The sequence below is a fragment of the Azonexus sp. genome (genome assembly GCF_049652925.1).
Taxonomy (GTDB): Bacteria; Pseudomonadota; Gammaproteobacteria; order Burkholderiales; family Rhodocyclaceae; genus Azonexus.
Window position 1 is genome coordinate 18909 of sequence record NZ_JBASFI010000014.1, and the last position, 19658, is coordinate 38566.

The following is a 19658-nucleotide window of genomic DNA, read 5'->3' on the forward strand; positions in this document are numbered from 1 at the left end:
GTTGACCGTGGGAGCTGCCGAGTCTCGATAGCCCTTCACCAAACCTGCTAATATTGTTGTCTCGCTGCAATGCAACAATTAAAAACGACAATGGCCCCCCCAACCGACAAAATGAGTCCCGAGGAACGCCGCGCCGGCGCCTCCCTGGCTTCCATCTTTGCCCTGCGCATGCTCGGGCTTTTCCTCATCCTGCCGGTGTTTTCGGTCTATGCGAAAACGCTGCCCGGCGGCGACAACCTGGCTCTGGTCGGTTTTGCGCTCGGCGCCTACGGCCTGACGCAGGCATTTTTTCAGATTCCCTACGGCATCGCCTCCGATATTTTCGGGCGCAAGCCGGTCATCGTCGTCGGCCTGCTTGTCTTCGCGCTGGGCAGCTTTGTCGCTGCCTGGGCACCGGACATGACATGGATCATCGTCGGCCGCGTGCTGCAGGGCATGGGCGCCATTTCGGCCGCCGTGACGGCGCTGGCCGCCGACCTGACGCGCGAGGAGCACCGGACCAAGGTGATGGCCATGATCGGCTCGTCGATCGGCCTCGTTTTCGCCCTGTCGCTGGTCGGCGCGCCCATTCTCTATGGCCTGATCGGCATGGCCGGCCTGTTCATCATGACCGGTGCACTGGCGCTGGCCGCCATCATCTTGCTGCTCAAGGCCGTACCGCCGGCCCCGCCGCCGCTCGGTCACGAGAAGTTGCCACTGCGCCAGGTCGTTTTCGATCCCGACCTGATCCGCCTCAACGTCGGCATCTTCGTGCTGCATATGGTGCAGATGGCCATGTTCGTCGTTCTGCCGCATGCGCTGGTCAATCACGGCGGGCTCGAAGCTGCCGCGCACTGGAAGGTCTACCTGCCGGCCGTCCTGCTCTCGTTTGCCATCATGGTTCCGGCCATCATCGCCGCCGAGCGCAAGGACAAGATGCGGCCGATTTTCCTCGCTGCAATCGCGCTGCTCGTCGTCGTCCAGTCTGGCTTGCTCCTTTACAGCGCAAGCCTGTGGGCACTGGCCCTGTGGCTGGTCCTTTTCTTCGTCGCCTTCAACGTGCTCGAAGCGACGCTGCCCTCGCTGGTCTCGCGCACGGCCCCGCCATCCGCCAAGGGCGCGGCGCTCGGGGTCTACAACACGACGCAGGCGCTCGGGCTATTCGTCGGCGGTGCAGCCGGCGGCTATATTGCGCAGAATTTCGGCGATAATGCTGTTTTTGCTGCCTGCACCGGGCTGGTTCTGGTCTGGCTGGTGGTGGCAAACTCGATGAATTTTCCGCAACGGCGCGTCACTGCCGCTGCGACACAAACTGCTTAGGGGACATTTCATGGCATCGGTTAACAAGGCAATCATCGTCGGCAATCTGGGCAAGGACCCGGAAGTTCGCTACACGGCGAGCGGCGAGGCGATGTGCAACATTACGGTTGCGACCAGCGAAAACTGGAAGGACAAGGCGACCGGCGAGAAGAAGGAACTGACTGAATGGCACCGCATTTCCTTCTTCGGCAAGCTGGCCGAGATCTGCGGTCAGTATCTGAAAAAGGGCTCGCAGGTTTATGTCGAGGGCAGCATCCGCACCCGTAAATGGACCGACAAGGAAGGCCAGGAGCGCTACACGACGGAAATTCGTGGCGACGAAATGAAAATGCTCGGCTCGCGCCAGGGCATGGGCGCCCCGGCCGGCGGTGGCGGTTACGACAGCGAACCGACCGACTACGCCCCGGCCCCGGCCAAGAACAAGCCGAAGCCGTCCTTTGACGATCTTGGCGACGACATCCCGTTCTGAAAATGAAATTGCTTGCGCTGCCGGCGTTGCGCCGCCTCGCTGTACTGCTCGGTACTGTCTTCGGCGGCGCGCCTTGGCCGCGCGGCGCAATTCCATTTTTCGCCCAGAGGTAAACCAGCATGGCCAGTGCCGTCACTTTCAAGATTCTTGAGGACATCGCCCGGGATCTTTCCAGTAATGAAATCACTTTCCCGACCTTCCTCGACATCACCTTCCAGGTGCGTGCTGCGCTCAAGGATCCGAATCTGAGCGTCGAACAACTGGCCAAGTTGGTTGGCGCCGAGCCGCTGATGAGCGCCAAGATCATTCGCATGGCCAACTCGGTGGCGCTCAACCCGAGCGGTCGCGAAGTGGCCGACGTCAAGAGCGCCATTGTCCGGGTCGGCATGGAGGCCGTGCGTACCGTGTCGTTCGCCGTGGCCATGGAACAGTTGCTCAAGTCGAAGCAGATGCAGCCGTTCGAAGAGATTTCCCATCGGCTGTGGGAGCACACCTCGCACGTGGCGGCGTTGTGCCGTGTGCTGGCCCGCAAGCGCCGCATCAACGGCGACGAGGCGATGTTTGCCGGTCTGGTGCACGATCTCGGCGTCTTTTATTTGATGTCGCGCGCCGCCAACTTCCCCGAACTGGCCAACGACAAGGTCGAGTTGCATGCCTTGCTGGTCGGCTGGCACGACAATATCGGTCACGCCCTGCTCTCGGCCATGGGCTTGCCGGAATCCGTGCTCGAAGCGGTCCGGGATCACGAAACCGAACGCGAAATCACGGCGATCGACAACCTGTCCAACGTACTGTTCATCGCCAACAAGATCGCCAACCGGACATCGAGCTGGCGCGACAAGGAACTGGACGGCGAGATCGATACTTCCATTCTCGACACGCTGTTCGACGCCGATGCCCTGGCCGAAATCGTCGAAGAGTCGGAAGAGGAAGTGCAATCGCTGAAGGCGGCGCTCGGGGGCTAAGCCCCGGGGCCTGGGCCAGCTCGGCCAGTCGCGTGCCGGATCAGCGGAGGTCTGGATTGATGAGTCATCACGAGGCGGATTCTTCCGGCAAGCGTTTTGCCGCCCTGGCCCTGGCTGCCCTTGGCGTGGTCTATGGCGACATCGGGACCAGCCCGCTCTATGCGGTGAAGGAAGTATTCGCCGGCAACCATCCGATCCCGGTCACCGTCGGCAATATTTACGGCAGCCTGTCGCTCTTCTTCTGGGCGCTCGTTATCGTTGTCTCGATCAAGTACGTGAGTTTCATCATGCGTGCCGACAACCGCGGCGAGGGCGGCATCATGGCACTCATCGCGCTGGCCCTGCACACGGCGCAGAACAAGCCGAAGCAGACCCGGCTGATCATGATTTTCGGCGTCCTCGGGGCGGCGATGTTCTACGGCGACGGCATGGTCACGCCGGCAATTTCGGTGCTCTCCGCCGTCGAGGGGCTGGAGGTCATCACGCCGGCCTTCAAGTCCTTCGTCATTCCGATCACCATCCTCATTATTTTCGGGCTCTTTTTCGTGCAACGCAGCGGCACGGCCAGGGTCGGTGCCTTCTTCGGGCCGGTCATGGTGCTCTGGTTTACCGTCCTGGCGCTGCTCGGGTCGCACAATATCGTTGCGCATCCGGCCATCCTGATGGCGATCAATCCGCTTTATGGCATTGAGTTTCTGTTGGAAAACAAGGCCATGTCGCTGATCGCCATGGGCAACGTCGTGCTCGCCGTAACCGGGGCCGAGGCGCTCTACGCCGACATGGGCCACTTCGGCCGCAAGCCGATCTCCCGCGCCTGGTTCGCCTTCGTGCTGCCGGCGCTGGTTCTCAACTATTTCGGTCAGGGCGCCCTGATCCTGGCCGAGCCGGAAGCGGCCAAGAACCCCTTCTTCCTGTCGGCACCCGACTGGGCGCTGATTCCGCTTGTCGCACTGGCCACCCTGGCGACGGTGATCGCCTCGCAGGCCGTCATTTCCGGCGCCTTCTCGGTGACGCGCCAGGCCATGCAACTCGGCTTCGTGCCGCGCATGGAAGTGCAGCATACGTCGGACAAAGAGCAAGGCCAGATCTACCTGCCGGCGGTCAATTGGGGCCTGATGGTCGCCGTGATGATCCTCGTCCTCGGTTTCAAATCGTCGAACAACCTGGCCGCGGCTTATGGCATTGCCGTGACCGGCGACATGGTGATTACCTCCATCCTCGCCACCGTGGTCGTCGCCAAGGTCTGGAAATGGGGCTGGGTCAAGGCCGGGCTGCTCTTCGCCTGTTTCCTATCGGTCGAGCTCGTCTTCCTCGCCGCCAACATCCTGAAGATTCCCGATGGCGGCTGGTTCCCGCTGCTCGCCGGAATGGCTATCTTCATCGTCATGATGACCTGGAAACGTGGTCGCCAGTTGCTGGCCGAGCGCGTCAAGGGCGAACGTCTCGAACTGTCACTGTTCCTCGACTCGCTGGCCTCCTCGATGCCGACTCGTGTCGCCGGTACGTCGGTCTTCCTCAACGCCGACCCCAAGGGCGTGCCGCACGCGCTGCTCCACAATCTCATGCACAACAAGGTGTTGCACGAACGCGTTGTCCTGCTCTCGGTGCAGTTCTTCGATGTGCCTTACGTGCCGGACATCGATCGCGTCGAAGTGCACCAGCTCAAGGAAAATTTCTGGAGTGTCGTCATCCACTACGGTTTCATGGACGACCCCAATGTGCCCGGTGCGCTTGAGCGTTGCGCCGTTTTCGGCCTGGACTTCAGCCCGCTGGAGACCTCCTACTTCATCGGCCGCGAGACGCTGATACCGCGGCTTGGCTCGGAAATGGCGTTCTGGCGGGAGAAGATTTTCGTCGCCATGTTCCGGAATGCGGGGTCGGCGACGGCCTTCTTCAAGATTCCGAGTAATCGGGTTGTTGAGCTTGGGACGCAGGTGGTGTTGTAGTTTTTGGGCGCGTGGGGCGCTTCCCGTTTTCTGGTGGTTGTCCGGAATTTGCGTTTGGGGTTCCGCCTTGTTGGCGGGCGTACTTTCTTTTGCTTCGCCAAAAGAAAGTAGCCAAAGAAAAGGCGACCCCGGGGGCGGCGCCCTGCGGGTTCCTTCCGCTACTCGGCAGGCCGGGCGGCTGCGGAACTCGGGCTACGCCCTCAGACAGTCCTCGCCGAAGGCCCCCGGCCTACCTGCGTTGCTCAGCGCCTTCCACGGGGACCCCAAAGGCGTCCGGGCTCGACCGTTTATCCGAAAAAAATGGGTTTCCACGGTCAACCGGAAAAAAGGGCCAAAAATGAAATCTGTTATTCAGGCACCCAAGCTCAAGCACGGCTCGTTTCACCGGGCCCCTTGAGAGGTGCCGAGCAACGCAGGAAGGCCGGGGGCCTTCGGCGAGGACTGTTTGAGGGCGTAGCCCCGAGTTCCGCAGCCGCCCGGCTTTCCGAGTAGCGCAGGGTACCGGCGCAGCCGGCACCGACCCAGGGTCGCCTTCTTCTTTGGCTACTTTCTTCTTGGCGAAGCAAGAAGAAAGTACGCTCGCGCCTCAAGCGCGAAAACCTGCGCGTGCGCCGGGGCACCGGCCCCCCAAGCGCGAAACCCACCGGGTGCAGGAACCCCGGCGGCAAATCAAAGCCGCCGAATCTTCTCCAGCAACGCCGTGGTGGATTTCTGATGGATGAAGGGTATGGAGTGCACCGCTCCCCCCCAACTGCGTACCTCGGTGCAGCCAACAATCTTGTCCACCGGCCAGTCCCCGCCCTTCACGAGAATGTCCGGCCGGCATTCCAGGATGCGCTGTAGCGGCGTTTCTTCGTCGAACCATGTCACCAGCGCCACGCATTCGAGCGCGGCCATGACGGCCAGGCGGTCTTCGAGCGCGTTGACCGGTCGGTCGTCGCCCTTGCCCAGACGTTTGACTGAAACATCGGTATTGAGCGCCACCACCATGCTGGTGCCGAGGGCTGCGGCCTGCGCCAGGTAGGTGACATGGCCGCGATGCAGGATGTCGAAACAGCCGTTGGTGAAGACCAGTGGCCGGGGCAGTTGGGCGGCACGGATGGCGAGCTGGTCCGGCGGGCAGATTTTCGCTTCGAAGCGGGGGGCGGCGTAGGTCATGGCGACATCACGGATTGAGGACAGGCCGCTATTTTAGTGGCGTTTGGCTGTCGGCGCGGCCTGTCATCCCCACGTAACATCGGCTGGCTAGTGTGCTGGCACTTCATTGAACCCGGCGGAACTCAATTGCCCTTGCTCCGGCGCAGCACCTTTCTGGCTCTCGTTGCGCTGCTTGCCAGCGTTTTGCTGACGGCCTGCTCGCCGCGCCAACTGGTGGTCGGCAGCATCGCCGACGAACTGGCGGCGCAAGGTCAGGCCAGCGAAAACGATCTCGATCTGGCCCGCGAGGCGAGCGCCTTTTACCTGAAATTATCCGAGTCCGTGCTGCGCAGCGACCCCGGCCATCGCGGGCTGGCGGAGTCGGTGGCCGGCGGCTTCACGCAGTACGCCTACGCCTTCGTGGCTTTCGAGGCTGATCGTGTCGAGGCGAAGGATGCCAAGGCTGCTGAGCGCCTGCGTCGCCGCGCCGCGCAGCTTTATCGCCGGGCGCATCAGCATGCGATGGCAGCACTGGAAAAGGAAAGTCCTGGTTTCGCCGGCGCCCTGAACCCCCCGCAGGCGACTGACTGGCCGAAGCTGGCGCCGGCCCAGGTCGGCCTCGCTTACTGGGCCGCAGCCTCGTGGGGCGGCTGGATTTCGCTGTCCAAGGATGATCCGGATGTGGTGGCCGATCTGCCGCAGGCTGTGCGTCTGACGCAACTGGCCTGGCAGGCTGATCCGGCTTGGGGTCAGGGGGCGCTGACCGGGTTGCTGGCTACCTTTGAAGCCTCACGCCCGGGCGGTATTCAGGCCCAGGCACTGGTCTGGTACGACCAGGCGATAGCCCAGGGCGGGGGCAATAGTGCCGGCGCGCTGGTCGGCAAGGCCGAGGGCTATGCCCAGCCGGCCGGCGACCGCGCCTTGTTCGAGTCGCTGCTCAAACAGACGCTGGCCATCAAGGATGCGCCGGACAGCCCACAAGCCCTGCAAAACGAAGTCATGCGCCGCCGTGCGGCATGGCTGCTGGAGCAGGCGCCTGACCTGTTCTGAAATTCCCGGAGATGACAATGAAAATCAAACTGGCCGCGCTCCTGCTCGGCGCCGTGCTTGCCCTCAATTCCTTTGCCGCCGACAAGCAGTTGCGCATCGGCACGTTGGCCTCGAAGAATTCGCTCTACCACCGCCAGCTCATGGAGCTCGGCGAAGCCTGGCGCACGGCGCAGGGCGGCCAAGGCAAGTATCTGGTCTATCCAGATGGCAGCCAGGGCGGAGAGACTGACATGGTGCGCCGCATGCGTATCGGTCAGTTGCAGGGCGGCCTGTTGTCGGTGGTCGGGCTGCGCGAGATCGAGCCGTCGATTGCCGCGCTGCAGAATATGCCGATGATGTTCAAGAGCTGGGAAGAGGTCGATTACGTGCGCGAGAAGATGCGCCCGGCCATGGAAAAGAAGTTTCTCGAAAAGGGTTTTGTCGTGCTTGCCTGGGGCGACGCTGGCTGGGTGCGCTTTTTCAGCAAGACGCCAGCCTTCGCGCCGAACGATTTCAAGGGCATGAAGTTCTTTGCCTGGGGCGCCGAGGCCGACCAGCAGGAAATCATGAAGAACCTCGGCTACACGCCGGTGCCACTCGAAACGGCTGACATCCTGCCGGCCATCCAGACCGGCATGATCAACGCCGTGCCGTCGACGCCCTATTTCGCGCTGGCGACGCAGATCTACACGACGGCCAACAACATGCTGGACATGAACTGGTCGCCGATTGTCGGCGCCCTGATCATCACCAAAAAGGCCTGGGACGAACTGACGCCGGAAGGTCAGGCTATCGTTCGGGAGGCGGGCGCCAAGGCCGGTGTCCAGTTGCGCGCCAAGGCCCGGCAGGAGGTCGACGAGGCGGTCGAGGCGATGAAAAAGCGCGGTCTGACGGTCAACAAGCCCAACGCCGAGCAGATGAAGGAATGGAATGCGCTGGCCGATGGGCTCTACCCGCGCATCCGCGGCAAGCTCGTGCCAGTCGAGCAGTTTGACGAAGTCGTCGCGCTGCTCAAGGCCTTCCGCGCCGGCAAGAAGTAGGGCGGTTCGGAGCTGAAAAGGATGTATCCCCTGCGCCGTCTCGGTGAATTCGACGCGCTGATCGCCGGTGGCGCGCTGCTCGTCATGCTGCTCGTGCCGCTGCTTGAAATTGTCCTGCGCCCGTTGTTCGGTTCGGGCATCGATAATGCGCCGGTGCTCGTCCAGCACTGCGGCCTGCTGCTCGCCATGTTCGGGGCGCTGCTCGCCGAGCGCGGCCTGCACCTGAGCGCACTCGGCGCCGGTTTTACCGCCTCGCGCAATCCGCTCGTCCGCAATAGCGCTGTGGTTTTCGGCAAGGCCAGCGCCGCCGTGCTCTGCGGCATGCTGGCGCAGGCGAGCTGGACTTTTGTCGCCAGCGAAATGGAAATGCCGAGCGACATTGCCTACGGCGTCGCCGGCTGGATGTTCGAAATCGCCATGCCGGTCGGCTTCGCCCTGCTTGGTCTCAAGCTCGCCTCGCGCATCACAACCAAGCTCGCCGGCCGCCTCGTGCTGGCGCTGGCCCTGCCAGCCGCCGGCTACGTTTTTGCCCAGCATTTCGACGGCAGCACTTTGCCGGTTTTGCCCTTCGCCCTGTGGCTGACGCTGATCCTCTTCTGCGGTGCACCGATCTTTGCCGTGCTCGGCGGGCTGGCCCTGGCGCTGTTCTGGAGCGAGGGCCAGCCGCTCGCCTCGGTGCCGCTCAGCCACTACCAGATCACGGTCAATCCCTCGCTGCCGGCGCTGCCGTTATTCACCCTGGCCGGCCTGCTGTTTGCCCGGACCGGCGCCGCGGCGCGGCTCGGCGAGGTGTTCACGGCCGCTTTCGGCAGCGGTGTGGCCGGCACGGCGATTGCCGCGGCGGTGCTTTGTTCCTTCTTCACCGCCTTCACCGGCGGCAGCGGCGTCACCATCCTGGCTCTCGGCGGCCTGCTGTTGCCGCTGCTCACCAAGGCTGGCTTTCCCGAGCAGCGCGGCATCAGCCTGGTGACCAGCGCCAGCGCGCTTGGCGTGCTGTTGGCGCCGTCGGTGCCGCTGATCATGTACGCCATCATCGCCCGCGTGCCGATCAACACGATGTTCCTCGCCGGCGTGCTGCCGGCGGTGCTCATGGTCGCCTGCTTGCTGCTGGTCGGCGGCTATTTGCGGCGGGGCGGCGTTGCTACGGTCAACCGGGAAAAAGAGCCAAAATCGAAAAGTCTCGGCAGCGCGCTGTGGGGCGCCAAATGGGAGCTGTTGGCGCCGGTCATCGCCATCGGCTCGCTGATCAGCGGCATCGCGACGCCGACCGAGAGCGCGGCGTTGACGGCCATGTACGCGCTGCTCACGCAGTCCATCGCGCATCGAGAACTCGACTGGCCGCACTTCCGCCAGACGCTGGTCGATTGCGCCGAAGTCATCGGCGGCATCATGCTCATCCTCGGCATGGCGCTCGGTCTGACCAACTACCTCGTCGACGCCGGTATTCCCGATGCGGCCATCGAGTGGGTGCAGTCGGTCCTGCCCAACAAATTCGCCTTCCTCATCGCCCTCAACCTGTTCCTGCTGCTGGCCGGCGCCTTGATGGAAATCTACGCGGCGATCATTGTGCTGGTGCCGTTGCTCCTGCCCGTGGCCATTGCCTATGGCGTCGATCCGGTGCACTTTGGCGTGATTTTCCTGGCCAATATCGAGATGGGCTTTCTCTGTCCGCCGGCTGGCATGAACATCTATTTCGCCTCGGCGATGTTCGGCAAGCCGATCCGCTACGTCGCCGCCGCCGTCTTGCCGGCGGTGTTCGCCATGTTCATCGGGGCGCTGATCATTTCGGCCTTGCCCTGGCTGGCGACGTGGTTGCCAAAAATGGCCGGTTTTTACGGTTGACCGTGGGAATGCTTTTTTGTCGCCGGAGTAACCCCATCCCCACCCCGGCCCTCCCCTTGTCCCAGGGGATACCGTCCCTGCGGGACATAAAGGGGAGTGAGTGGCCTTTAGAGACTGACTATCTGGCCGCGAGCAGGCGACCGAGCAGACTGCCCGAATTTTCCTTGCCGGTCAGCACAAAGTCCAGTTCGTTGGCATTTTTGAGCGTCAGTTCGAGATCGCGCTGGGCGTGCAGCGGGCTGGCCATGAGCAATTGATCGCCGGCCTGCAGTAGGAACTCATCGTCCGGCAGCAGGTGGCAGTCTGCGCCCCGCTCGACCAGCAGCGGTACGGCGGGCAGTCGCTGACTGCGGTCGGCTCCATCGGGGAGGATTTCGCCGAGGCGGATCGTCCGTTCACGCAACAAAGCCTGCCAGATGGCTGGCGCTTCGGATGCGTTCAGGCGGATGTCCCAGACGGCCGGGGTCAGGCCGCCGCATTCGGCATGCAGGCGTTCGACCAACTGCTGACAATGGGTTTCATCGAGGCTGTGCAGGCGTTCCAGAAAGCGGGCGAGCAGCGGCGCGGTGAGGATGGCGATGCATTCCTGGGCGACGATGCGGCTGGGCAGCACGGTGAAATCCGCACCGTAGGCGGTGAACAGCGCGCTGTTGGCAGCGTGGTTCTGGCGTGTCACGACGAAGAGCTCGGGCTTTATTTCGCTGGCGGTGACGGCGATCGACAGGTTGTTCACGTCGTTGTCGCTGCCGGCGACGATGCCCGAGGCAGTTTCGATGCCGGCCTGGCGCAGGGTGATGGCTTCGGTGCCGTCGCCGACCAGTTGCTGGTCGGCATCCTTGGCGGCTGGGTCGATGATGGTCAGCGTGATGCCGGTATTGCGCAGGCGGTCGGCAACGGCATGGCCGAAATTGCCGTAGCCGCACAGAATCCAGTGGCCGCGCGGCGGGCGGTGCGGTTCGGGGATGGGGCTTTCGGGCAGGCTGGTCAGCAGTTCGATCAGGCGAAAGCGTTCGGGGGAGGCAACGGCCAGCGCCAGATGGTCGGCGAAACGCTCGAAAGGATTGATGATGTGGTCGGTGCCAAAGGAAGCCATGTTGGCCGTGGTCGACGCCGTGCGGGCGCGGGCGATGACCGGGATGTCCGGGTTGAGCAGGCGGACGGCAATGGCAATGGCCAGGTTGGTTTGCTCGTCATTGGTGACAGCGAGCACGCCACGGCATTTCGGGTGCTTGAGGCCGGCCAGCAGCAGGTTGTCGGGCAGGCTGGCATCGGCGGCGAGGGCTGGGGTGTCGGTCTTGAAATCCTGGAGGTCGATTTCCTCGACACGCAGTTCGTCCTTTTCGAGCACGACGAAGGCCTGGTCGAGGCGGTCGAAAGTGCGGGCAATCAGGTTGCCGGTTTCGCCACAGCCGCAGACGATGTAGAACGGCGCTTTCAGTTGGCGGACGCGGCGGACGAAGCGGTTTGTTGTAAGGGTGTTCTGGAAGCCCTTGTCCTGGAGCAGGGCGATCAGCGTTACTACCGAATACGACCAGCCGACGACGGTCAGGTAGATGCAGACGGTGACCCACAGGCGCTGGGCGTCGGAAAAGGCGCCCGGGATCTCGCCGAAGCCGATGGTCGTTGCCGTGTAGCTGATGAAATAGAAGGCGTGAAAGAAACTGAGTGGCGGTGCCATCCGTCCTTCGGCGTCGACGCCGGGTACCAGCGTCAGGCCGATGATCGAGATGGCGTAGATGACGATCAGGCCAATGATCGGCGCCCGCATGCGACGCAGGACGAGGAAGAAGGCGCTGTTCACGCGCGGCTCCCGGCTAACGCCGTAGCATGACGGTTTCGACGATGAGGATGATGACCGAAACGATATTGGCGAACAGCGCGCCGCCGGACAGCGAGACGACGCTGGACGTGACATGCACGGTCATTCCGACGCCCGTGATGTGTTCGGCCACCCCCCAGGTGATGGCGGCGGCGATCAGTTGCAGGTCAGCAACCAGGCTGGTGGACAGGTGGATGGCACCGATCTGCGTGCGGTCGCCGAATTTGAGGGCGGTGGCGATCAGGCTGACGAACAGCGCGGCGGCCAGTTCATAGATGTTATGTAGTTCCGGCCGCCCGATGTCGCCTATGAAGAAGCCGAAATTCAGCGTCGCGGCGAGGACGATGAAGAAACCGAAGATGACCTTTTCCAGATTCATTGTTCTTTCCCCCTTACGGCGCCCCGGCTCTTGCTGGCAGGGGAGCTACTCCCCGGGAGCCCTCACTCCCGGGAGCGGTCGCCCCGGCTTGCTACGTAACGTAAAAATCAGCGATTTTCGACTGGCGCACTGGCCGGCGGCGGATTGCGTGCACCAAGCGTCTGGTTGTCGAGGCGGCGGGTGTCGTCGTCACCAACGATTTCCAGCACATTGACCACTTTCTTGACGCCGGAAGTGGTGCGCGCCACATCGACGGCAACCTTGGCTTCGCGGGCGTTGACGATGCCCATCAGGTGCACGATGGCGCGTTCGGTGACGACCTTGATGTGGTTTGCCGAAATCTGGTTGGAGTCGACCAGCCGGGCCTTGACCTTGGAGTCGATGTACGAATCGGTGCTGCGGCTGCCCAGAGATGAGGCCGGGCCGATGCCCAACTCGTTGTACACCTCGCGGACGCCGTCTAGCTTGCGCGTTTCAGCTTCGATGGCGGCCTTGGCTTCCTCGTTCGGCACTTCGCCGGTGATCAGGACGCGCCGGTTATACGACGTGAAATTGATGTGCGAGAAGGTCTTGTACTGGTCGGGAACATGGTTGCTGGCTTTCCACTCGGTCGTCTCGTCATCGGCCTGGGTGCCGGTCGAGCGACGGTCATGGGCCGACATGACGCCAGCCGCAGCGCCGCCGACGATGACCGGGACGCAGCCCTGAAGCATCGGCAAAAGGGTGATCAGCGCCGCAGCGGCGAGGGTGAGTTTGGCTTTTTGCATCATTCGACTCCCAATAAAAGTGCATCGATCCCATCGCACAGGCAATGGATGACGAGCAGGTGGGTTTCCTGAATTCGTGCCGTCCGCTCGGCCGGCACGCAGAGTTGAATATCATCGTCACGCAGCATTTCACCGATCAGCCCGCCGCCCTTGCCGGTCAGCGCGACGATGTGCATGTCGTGCTCGTGGGCCGATTTGATGGCTTCGATGACGTTGGCCGAGTTGCCCGAGGTTGAAATGGCCAGCAGCACATCGCCGGCATGGCCGAGACCGCGCACCTGGCGCGAGAAAATCTGGCTGAACGAGTAATCGTTGGCGACGGCCGTGATGATCGAGGTGTCGGTAGTCAGCGCGATAGCCGCCAGTTCCTGGCGTTCAGCCTCGAAACGGCCGATCAGTTCGGCGGCGAAGTGCTGGGCATCGCCAGCCGAGCCGCCGTTGCCGCAGGCCAGGATCTTGCCCCCGTTGATCAGGCAGTTGGTCATCGTTTCGATCGCTGCGGCAATCGGGGCAGCCATCATTTCGACGGCATTCAGCTTGGTTTGGGCGCTGTCTTCGAAATGCTTGGCAACGCGGGCGATCAAATCCATATCGTTCAATGAGTTGGGGCTAGAAGTAAAAGCATTCTACCTCACAGCTCGACGAAGACTTCGAACGCCAGCCGTTGCCATGGATTTTTGTTGTCGCTCAAAGACGACACGCGGGCCGTCAATCGGTCGCCGGCATCCATGGCGGCAGCGACGGCCCGGTTCTGGGCGCGCGGCACGTAGCCCAGCTTGTTGCCGTGCCACTCGACGCGGATGGCGTTGCGGTCGTGCTTGTTGTCGGGTTCGCGGATCAGTGTCAGAGCATCGCCGACCTTGATCTCAGACCAGAAGATTTCCATCGCGTAAAACTGGCTGCCGGCCAGCGGCGAATTCTGGACCAGCATACGCACGCTGTCGGCGTGAGCAACCGTCAGCCACAAGACCAGGCTAATCGTCAGCAGAAAACGCATTTTTGATCCATTCGAGCTGGTCACCGTCGATCAGCACGCAGTCGAATCGGCAGTCGCAATCCCGCTTGCCGATGAGGTAGTGCTGGGCGGCGAGGACAATACGCCGCCGCTTGCTCGCCGTGATGCTGGCCCCGGCGTCGCCGAAATCGCTGCGACTGCGCTGGCGGACTTCGACAAAAACCAGCACCTTGCCGTCGCGGCAAATGAGGTCGATTTCGCCGCCGCGGACTTTGAAATTGCGCGAAATTACCGGTTGACCGTGGGATTCGAGATAACGCGCCGCCCGCTCTTCGGCTTCGCGGCCGCGCGTCGTGGTGGTATCGTTGGTCTTTGCCTGCATCTGGTTTTCAAATGACGGAAGAATCCGCCGCATTGTATGTCGTCCCGACACCGCTCGGGAATCTCGCCGATTTGACCCGTCGCGCCGAAGAAATCCTGCGCACCGTGCCCTGGGTCGCTGCCGAGGACACTCGCCACAGCGGCCCGCTGCTCAAGCAACTCGGCGCCCAGGCGCGGACCATACCGGCCCACCAGCACAACGAACACGAAGCCGCCGCCCGCATCGTCGAAAAGCTGCAGGCCGGCGAAGCCGTGGCGCTCATTTCCGATGCCGGTACGCCAGGCATTTCCGATCCCGGCGCCCGTATCGTTGCCGCCGTCCGCGCTGCCGGCTGCAAGGTGATTCCGCTGCCCGGCCCGTGCGCCGCGACGACAGCTTTGTCTGGTTCCGGACTGCTCGACGAACATTTCCTGTTTTACGGCTTTTTGCCAAGCAAGGGTGGTCAGCGCCGGCAAGCGCTTGAGGAATTGCGCGAGCATCAATGCGCGCTGGTCTTCTACGAAGCCCCGCACCGCGTACTCGAAACGGTCGAGGACATGGCGACAGTATTCGGTAACCGCACGCTGGTCATCGCCCGCGAACTGACCAAGTTGTTCGAATCGATCCATTCCCTGCCGGTGGCCGAAGGCCTTGCCTGGCTCAAGGGAGACCCCAACCGCCAGCGCGGCGAATTCGTTTTGATGTTGTCCGGCGCCCCGGCCAATGCCGAAAGCGGCGAAGGCGAGCGGGTTCTGAAGCTGCTGCTGGCCGAAGGGCTGCCGGTCAAACAGGCGGCCAAGCTGGCCTCGGCGATCACCGGCGCCGCCAAGAATGCGCTCTACGATCTGGCGCTGGCGCTCAAGGCTGGATAAGCGCGTCCGGATTACGGGCTGACGTCAGCCGATTTGAAACTCGAAAGTCTGCTCGTCATCTCCACGGCAGGAGTGGCCGAAGCCGATGCGTCCGCTGCCGCTCAGCGTAACCATGCTTTTCCGGATGATTGTTTCCGGCGCATCACCCGATTTGACGTAAGTGCCGTTCATGCTCAGATCGACGAGCACATGATTGTCCAGTCGGTAAATGATCCGGCAATGCTGGCGGGAGGCGTTGGGGGCGTTGATCACTATGTCGTTGTCCGGCGCGCGGCCGATCGTGATGACTGATTTGTCGGCGGCAAAGCGGTAGCTGCGGCCGCCATTGCGCAAGACAAGGCGGGAGACCGCCGGTGGGGCGGCCTTTGGCGTGGGTGCCGTTATCTCGGGTTGCGTGGGTGGCGCCGGTCCGGGACGCATGGGAATGGCGCCCCAGTCGACCAGATGGGCAGCGGCGCCGATGTTTTCACGGCCAAGGACGGCGCTGTTTTCGCGCAACATTTCGGGCAGGGCCTTAACCACGGACCCGGAAACGACAATAGTGCCTTCTCCAAGCAGGTTGGCCAGCCGGGATGCCTCGATTTCGGCAACATCAAAGGCACTATCCATTTCGTTCTGAAGCGTCGCCGCATGGATGCCTATCTTCAGCCCGATCTGGGTTTCCAGAATCTGTGGGATCACCGCGCAACGACGTTGCATTTCACACGCTACGAGCACGGCTGTTTCGGCCGAGTCGAAGGCAGCGAGCAGACCTTGCGGCATTTGCCGGACGAGTGAGCCGCCGTGAGTGGCGAGAACCCGCTCCAGGCGACTCAGCCGGCGGCGAATCAGTTTTCCCAAGAGCGTTGCGTCGGGTCGGGCGGCGCGTGAGGAAACTTCGAGCACCGCGGCATGGACCAGATAGGTGCTGGCAAGTCCACCGGTGGTGGGGGCCTCTGTCGAGAGATGGTGAACGATATTGTCGTGCATGATGGTCAGTGAAACTGGTTTGCATTTGCGTCGATCATTCGGAATGCCAGGCTGGCCGCGGTAGGGCGGCATCCCGCTGCTGACGCGCGGATAAGTCGACATAAACAGATTAGCAGTTTGCGTCTGTCATTTTGTAAAGCATTGTGGCGAACTTGCAAAGAACGGTTTTGTTCTGCCTCGCCGAATCGCCCCGACTAGGCTGGGCAGCCTGTTAAAATTACCGCAAACCGTACCGAGAAACGCCATGCAGATCACCATCACCCGCCCCGACGACTGGCATCTTCACCTGCGCGACGGCGAAGCCTTGGCTTCCGTCCTCGCCCACACCGCCGCCCAGTTTGGCCGCGCCATCGTCATGCCCAACCTCAAGCCGCCGGTCACCACGGTCGAGCAGGCTGCCGCCTATCGCCAGCGCATCGTCGCGGCGCAGCCGGCCGGCGCCTCCTTCGAGCCGCTGATGACGCTTTACCTGACCGACAATACTCCGGCCAGCGAAGTCGCCAAGGCTGCCGCTTCCGGCTTCGTCAAGGCCGTCAAACTCTACCCCGCCGGGGCGACAACCAATTCCGATGCCGGCCTGACCGATATTCGGAAAGCCGACGACACGCTGGCCGAAATGGAGCGCGTCGGCCTGCCGCTGCTTGTGCATGGCGAAGTGACCGATCCGAAAATTGATCTCTTCGACCGCGAAAAGGTCTTCATCGACACGGTGCTGCTGCCACTGACCCAGCGCTTCCCGAAACTCAAGGTGGTCATGGAGCACATCACGACGAAGGATGCTGCAGAATTTGTGCAAAATTCCGGGGTGACCGTGGCAGCGACCATCACCGCCCACCATCTGCTCTACAACCGCAATGCCATCTTCCAGGGCGGGGTCCGGCCGCACTGGTATTGCCTGCCTGTGCTCAAGCGCGAAACGCACCGCGAGGCCCTGGTCGCCGCGGCCGTTTCCGGTAACCCCAAATTTTTCCTTGGCACCGATTCGGCGCCGCATGCCAAGGGCGCCAAAGAAGCCGCCTGCGGCTGCGCCGGTTGCTACACCGCTTATGCCGCCATGGAACTCTATGCCGAAGTCTTCGAGCAGGCCGGTGCCCTCGACAAGCTCGAAGCCTTCGCCAGCTTCAACGGCCCCGACTGGTACGGGCTGCCGCGCAACAGCGGCAAGATCACGCTGGTCAAACAGGCGTGGACCGTACCGCCCGACTACCCGTATATCAGCACCGACACCATCGTTCCGCTGCGCGCCGGCGAAACGCTGTCCTGGAAAATGCTCTGAGGAAAATCGCCATGCGTTTGCGCCACCTCCTGCTGCCGCTGCTGGCTGCTCCGCTGCTCACTGCCTGCGTCAACGACGGTGCGACGTATGAAATCGACAACACCCGCGAGCACGTGCTGTCGCTGATTCGCGAGCAGCCGTATTTCTGGGACAGCAAGGTTGAACTTTTCCTGGTTGTTTCCCGGATGCCGGCCTGCATGCGTCGGCACAGCCTCGGTTCGGGCACGGAAAAGACCAGGGTCGAGGTTTATCAGGTGCCGTCCGGGGCTTTCATCATTAAGGCTGGCAAGAAAATGTTTGCCACCGAGACGCAGACCTGCGAGAACTTCGCCAAGATGGACGGCGAGCCGCCTGAGGGGATGGGCCAGTTCATTGGTACCTTCCGTGTCAAGAAGGGCGAACTGGTTTTCGTCAAGGAAGAAAAAGACGAATCGCCGGCTGAAGAGTGAGCCTCTACGCGTCTCCGTTATTCAATCCGCTGCGGCATTGGCTGGATCGCCTGCCACAAGAGCCTGATACTTCGGCAGTGGCCAGATTGGCCGAGCAATTTCCTATCCATACCGAAAACGGACAACGTGTTCGTTTCGTGCCGCCGCGCCCGGACGGCCTGGTGTACGAGTGTCGGATCTGGGGCAGCGGTGAGGTGGAAACCCGCCCCGACAACTGGCATGACTTCTTCAATGCCTTGGTCTGGCTCAGTTTTCCGCAAACAAAGATTGCTGTCAGCGCCGCCCACATGCGCGCCATGCAGGCGCCGGGCGAGGCGCGCGGCACAACCCGCGATGCGCTGACCCATTTTGACGAGTGCGGCATCGTTGTGCTGTCCAGTCAGCCGGAACTGCTTGATCTGCTGCGCGATTTCCAGTGGAAGCAATTGTTCGTCGAGGGACGTACCGAGGTGATTCGCAACATGCGTTTCGTGATTTTCGGCCACGCCACCTATGAGCAGATGCTCAGGCCATTTCGCGGCCTGACAGCCAAGGCAGTGCTTTACGAGGTGAGCGAGGCCTGGCTTGAAATGGGCGATTCAGCGCAGCTTGCTGCGGTCGACAAGCTTCTGGCCGCCGATTTGATCAGCGGTCGTTACACCCGGCCACGCGATTTTCAACCGCTACCCTTGCTGGGTATTCCTGGCGTTACGCCGGACAGCGAAGATCCGGCGTACTACGACGATAGCTGGCAGTTCAGGCCAGGTCGTCGGGCTACGGCAAAGCTGGCTGCTTAGTAGCGGCGGCGTTGCTGTGGCATCGGGGAGCCACGGTTCTCGATGTGGCGGAACGTGATGCGACCCTTGGTCAGGTCGTAGGGCGACAGTTCCAGCGTCACCTTGTCACCGAGCAGAATGCGAATGTGGTTTTTCTTCATCTTGCCGGCCGTGTAGGCGATCATCACGTGACCGTTTTCCAGCGTTACGCGGAAACGACCATCCGGTAGCACGTCTTCGACGACGCCTTGCATTTCCAGTAGTTCTTCTTTTGCCAAGTGTTCTTCTCCAGTAATCGTAAAAATGTTCAGGGGGTGGTGACGGCGGCGGGTGCCGCGTCGGTGGATAGCGCCTCATGCCGGTGGCGCGGTAATTCCCACGGCTGGCCGGCTTCGGTAATGGCGCTGATGGTGATCACCGGCGGTGGCGAGAGAACGCCGCCGAAGATGGTCGCAAAGGATACATCGGCGGCATCGCGGCCGGTGGCCAGACGGACAAAGCCCATCGGGATCGCTGTGCCGGACGGGTCGAACAGATACCAGCGGTCACCGAGGAAGACCTCGACGTAGGCATGGAAATCGGTCGGGCCGAGCAAGGGGTCGGCACCGTAGTCGATGCCGGTGGTAAAGCGGGCCGGAATATTCAGGGCGCGACAGATGGCAATCATCAGGTGGGCAAAGTCGCGGCAGACGCCAACCCGGTCAATCAGCGTATCGAGCGCGGCAGTGGCTGAATTGGTGGTGTTGCCCTTGAAGGTCACATGCTTGTTGACCCAGTTGCGAATCGCCTCGACCCGGCGATAGCCCTTGGGCAGATGGCCGAATTCGCTCATCGCCAGCGCAGCCAGTCGGTCGGACTGGCAGTAGCGGCTCGGGTAGATGTAAGTCAGGGCCGACAGCGGGAGCTTGGCGATCGGCGTTTCCTGGATCAGGTCGGGCTGATCTACCTGCTGCTTGATGTCGAGAACGGCCTTGTAGCTGATGTGCAGGGGGCCCGGCGCACCGGTCAGGCGCAGGTAGCGGGTGCAGGTCGCTGGATCGGTCTGGATTGTGTGCGGCACCTGCTGACTGATGACCAACTGTTCGTTGATGATCGTCTGGCTGGCCGTCTTGGCCGCGTGGATGTTGAAAACGAAATCGGCGCCCTGAAAACCCAGTTCATAGTGAAGATCGATAGTGAACTGAATGCGGACCATTTATTCCCCGAAAGTGATGATCGTCCGGTTTCCGGGTATCCGGAAGCGCTCAGACGAGCAATGAAACAGCGCTTTGCGACGGGAAATGGTGACTTCGGCGTGCCGGAAATCGTCGATTGACGGGGCGGCAGAGG

The 19658-nt window shown here is 62.3% G+C and carries 21 protein-coding genes; 11 read left to right on the top strand and 10 right to left on the bottom strand.

Annotation, left to right across the window (positions count from 1 at the left end):
* Positions 1-90: 90 nt before the first annotated feature.
* The 4 genes from WBK19_RS06460 (at position 91) to WBK19_RS06475 (ending at position 4679) form a co-directional block, all read left to right on the top strand.
* Positions 91-1299 carry an MFS transporter gene (locus tag WBK19_RS06460; protein WP_511288023.1) on the top strand — a complete coding sequence of 403 codons (1209 nt, stop codon included), beginning with the start codon at positions 91-93 and terminating at the stop codon, positions 1297-1299.
* A gap of 10 nt (positions 1300-1309) precedes the next feature.
* The gene (ssb, locus tag WBK19_RS06465; protein WP_511288025.1) at positions 1310-1768 is read left to right on the top strand and encodes a single-stranded DNA-binding protein; all 459 of its coding nucleotides are present in this window, start codon (positions 1310-1312) and stop codon (positions 1766-1768) included.
* Positions 1769-1887: 119 nt separating this feature from the next.
* Positions 1888-2733, top strand: coding sequence for an HDOD domain-containing protein (locus WBK19_RS06470; RefSeq protein WP_511288027.1), 846 nt, complete (start codon positions 1888-1890; stop codon positions 2731-2733).
* 59 nt (positions 2734-2792) lie between these two features.
* The gene (locus tag WBK19_RS06475) at positions 2793-4679 is read left to right on the top strand and encodes a potassium transporter Kup (RefSeq protein WP_511288029.1); all 1887 of its coding nucleotides are present in this window, start codon (positions 2793-2795) and stop codon (positions 4677-4679) included.
* Positions 4680-5348: 669 nt separating this feature from the next.
* Here the strand turns inward: WBK19_RS06475 and WBK19_RS06480 are convergent.
* Positions 5349-5837, bottom strand: coding sequence for an adenylyltransferase/cytidyltransferase family protein (locus WBK19_RS06480; RefSeq protein WP_511288031.1), 489 nt, complete (start codon positions 5835-5837; stop codon positions 5349-5351).
* A 126-nt stretch (positions 5838-5963) separates the two neighbouring features.
* Here WBK19_RS06480 and WBK19_RS06485 point away from each other — a divergent pair, with 126 nt between their 5' ends.
* From WBK19_RS06485 to WBK19_RS06495, 3 genes are read left to right on the top strand one after another with little or no spacing between them, the layout of a single operon-like run.
* A complete protein-coding gene (locus WBK19_RS06485; protein WP_511288033.1) occupies positions 5964-6866 on the top strand; it encodes a TRAP transporter TatT component family protein in 903 nt (300 codons plus the stop codon).
* Between the two features lie 17 nt (positions 6867-6883).
* Positions 6884-7885: a TRAP transporter substrate-binding protein gene (locus WBK19_RS06490; protein ID WP_511288035.1), complete on the top strand. Its 1002-nt coding sequence runs from the start codon at positions 6884-6886 to the stop codon at positions 7883-7885.
* 21 nt (positions 7886-7906) lie between these two features.
* Positions 7907-9727 (top strand): TRAP transporter large permease subunit, encoded by a 1821-nt coding sequence (locus WBK19_RS06495; RefSeq protein ID WP_511288037.1) that lies wholly within the window; start codon positions 7907-7909, stop codon positions 9725-9727.
* Positions 9728-9845: 118 nt separating this feature from the next.
* Here the strand turns inward: WBK19_RS06495 and WBK19_RS06500 are convergent, their stop codons facing one another.
* The 6 genes from WBK19_RS06500 to WBK19_RS06525 all read right to left on the bottom strand — a co-directional run bounded on the left by WBK19_RS06500 (position 9846) and on the right by WBK19_RS06525 (position 14029).
* A complete protein-coding gene (locus WBK19_RS06500) occupies positions 9846-11528 on the bottom strand; it encodes a potassium channel family protein (RefSeq protein ID WP_511288039.1) in 1683 nt (560 codons plus the stop codon).
* 13 nt (positions 11529-11541) lie between these two features.
* Positions 11542-11925 carry a DUF6394 family protein gene (locus tag WBK19_RS06505; RefSeq protein WP_494648257.1) on the bottom strand — a complete coding sequence of 128 codons (384 nt, stop codon included), beginning with the start codon at positions 11923-11925 and terminating at the stop codon, positions 11542-11544.
* Positions 11926-12032: 107 nt separating this feature from the next.
* The gene (locus WBK19_RS06510; RefSeq protein ID WP_511288041.1) at positions 12033-12692 is read right to left on the bottom strand and encodes a BON domain-containing protein; all 660 of its coding nucleotides are present in this window, start codon (positions 12690-12692) and stop codon (positions 12033-12035) included.
* Positions 12692-13282 (bottom strand): phosphoheptose isomerase, encoded by a 591-nt coding sequence (locus WBK19_RS06515; protein WP_511288043.1) that lies wholly within the window; start codon positions 13280-13282, stop codon positions 12692-12694. Before WBK19_RS06515 ends, WBK19_RS06510 begins: the two co-directional genes overlap by 1 nt.
* Positions 13283-13323: 41 nt before the next feature.
* The gene (locus tag WBK19_RS06520; protein WP_511288045.1) at positions 13324-13689 is read right to left on the bottom strand and encodes an HIRAN domain-containing protein; all 366 of its coding nucleotides are present in this window, start codon (positions 13687-13689) and stop codon (positions 13324-13326) included.
* Entirely contained in the window at positions 13667-14029 is a 363-nt protein-coding gene (locus WBK19_RS06525) for a YraN family protein (RefSeq protein ID WP_511288047.1), read from the bottom strand. The genes WBK19_RS06520 and WBK19_RS06525 overlap by 23 nt, the downstream gene beginning before the upstream one ends.
* Before the next feature lie 11 nt (positions 14030-14040).
* Here WBK19_RS06525 and rsmI point away from each other — a divergent pair, with 11 nt between their 5' ends.
* Complete coding sequence (rsmI, locus tag WBK19_RS06530) at positions 14041-14880, top strand: 16S rRNA (cytidine(1402)-2'-O)-methyltransferase (RefSeq protein ID WP_511288049.1); 840 nt, start codon at positions 14041-14043, stop codon at positions 14878-14880.
* Positions 14881-14904: 24 nt separating this feature from the next.
* Here rsmI and WBK19_RS06535 read toward each other — a convergent pair whose 3' ends face one another.
* Positions 14905-15951: an FHA domain-containing protein gene (locus WBK19_RS06535; protein ID WP_511288051.1), complete on the bottom strand. Its 1047-nt coding sequence runs from the start codon at positions 15949-15951 to the stop codon at positions 14905-14907.
* A gap of 142 nt (positions 15952-16093) precedes the next feature.
* On the opposite strand from WBK19_RS06535, the gene pyrC reads away from it, so the two are divergent.
* From pyrC to WBK19_RS06550, 3 genes are read left to right on the top strand one after another with little or no spacing between them, the layout of a single operon-like run.
* Positions 16094-17125, top strand: a complete 1032-nt coding sequence (pyrC, locus tag WBK19_RS06540; RefSeq protein ID WP_511288053.1) for a dihydroorotase — start codon at positions 16094-16096, stop codon at positions 17123-17125.
* Positions 17126-17136: 11 nt separating this feature from the next.
* Entirely contained in the window at positions 17137-17574 is a 438-nt protein-coding gene (locus tag WBK19_RS06545) for a hypothetical protein (RefSeq protein ID WP_511288055.1), read from the top strand.
* Positions 17571-18350: a DUF3025 domain-containing protein gene (locus WBK19_RS06550; protein ID WP_511288057.1), complete on the top strand. Its 780-nt coding sequence runs from the start codon at positions 17571-17573 to the stop codon at positions 18348-18350. Before WBK19_RS06545 ends, WBK19_RS06550 begins: the two co-directional genes overlap by 4 nt.
* Here WBK19_RS06550 and infA read toward each other — a convergent pair.
* A complete protein-coding gene (infA, locus tag WBK19_RS06555) occupies positions 18347-18607 on the bottom strand; it encodes a translation initiation factor IF-1 (protein WP_226403651.1) in 261 nt (86 codons plus the stop codon). The genes WBK19_RS06550 and infA overlap by 4 nt on opposite strands.
* A gap of 29 nt (positions 18608-18636) precedes the next feature.
* The gene (locus WBK19_RS06560) at positions 18637-19524 is read right to left on the bottom strand and encodes a transglutaminase-like domain-containing protein (RefSeq protein ID WP_511288058.1); all 888 of its coding nucleotides are present in this window, start codon (positions 19522-19524) and stop codon (positions 18637-18639) included.
* Positions 19525-19658 lie beyond the last annotated feature (134 nt).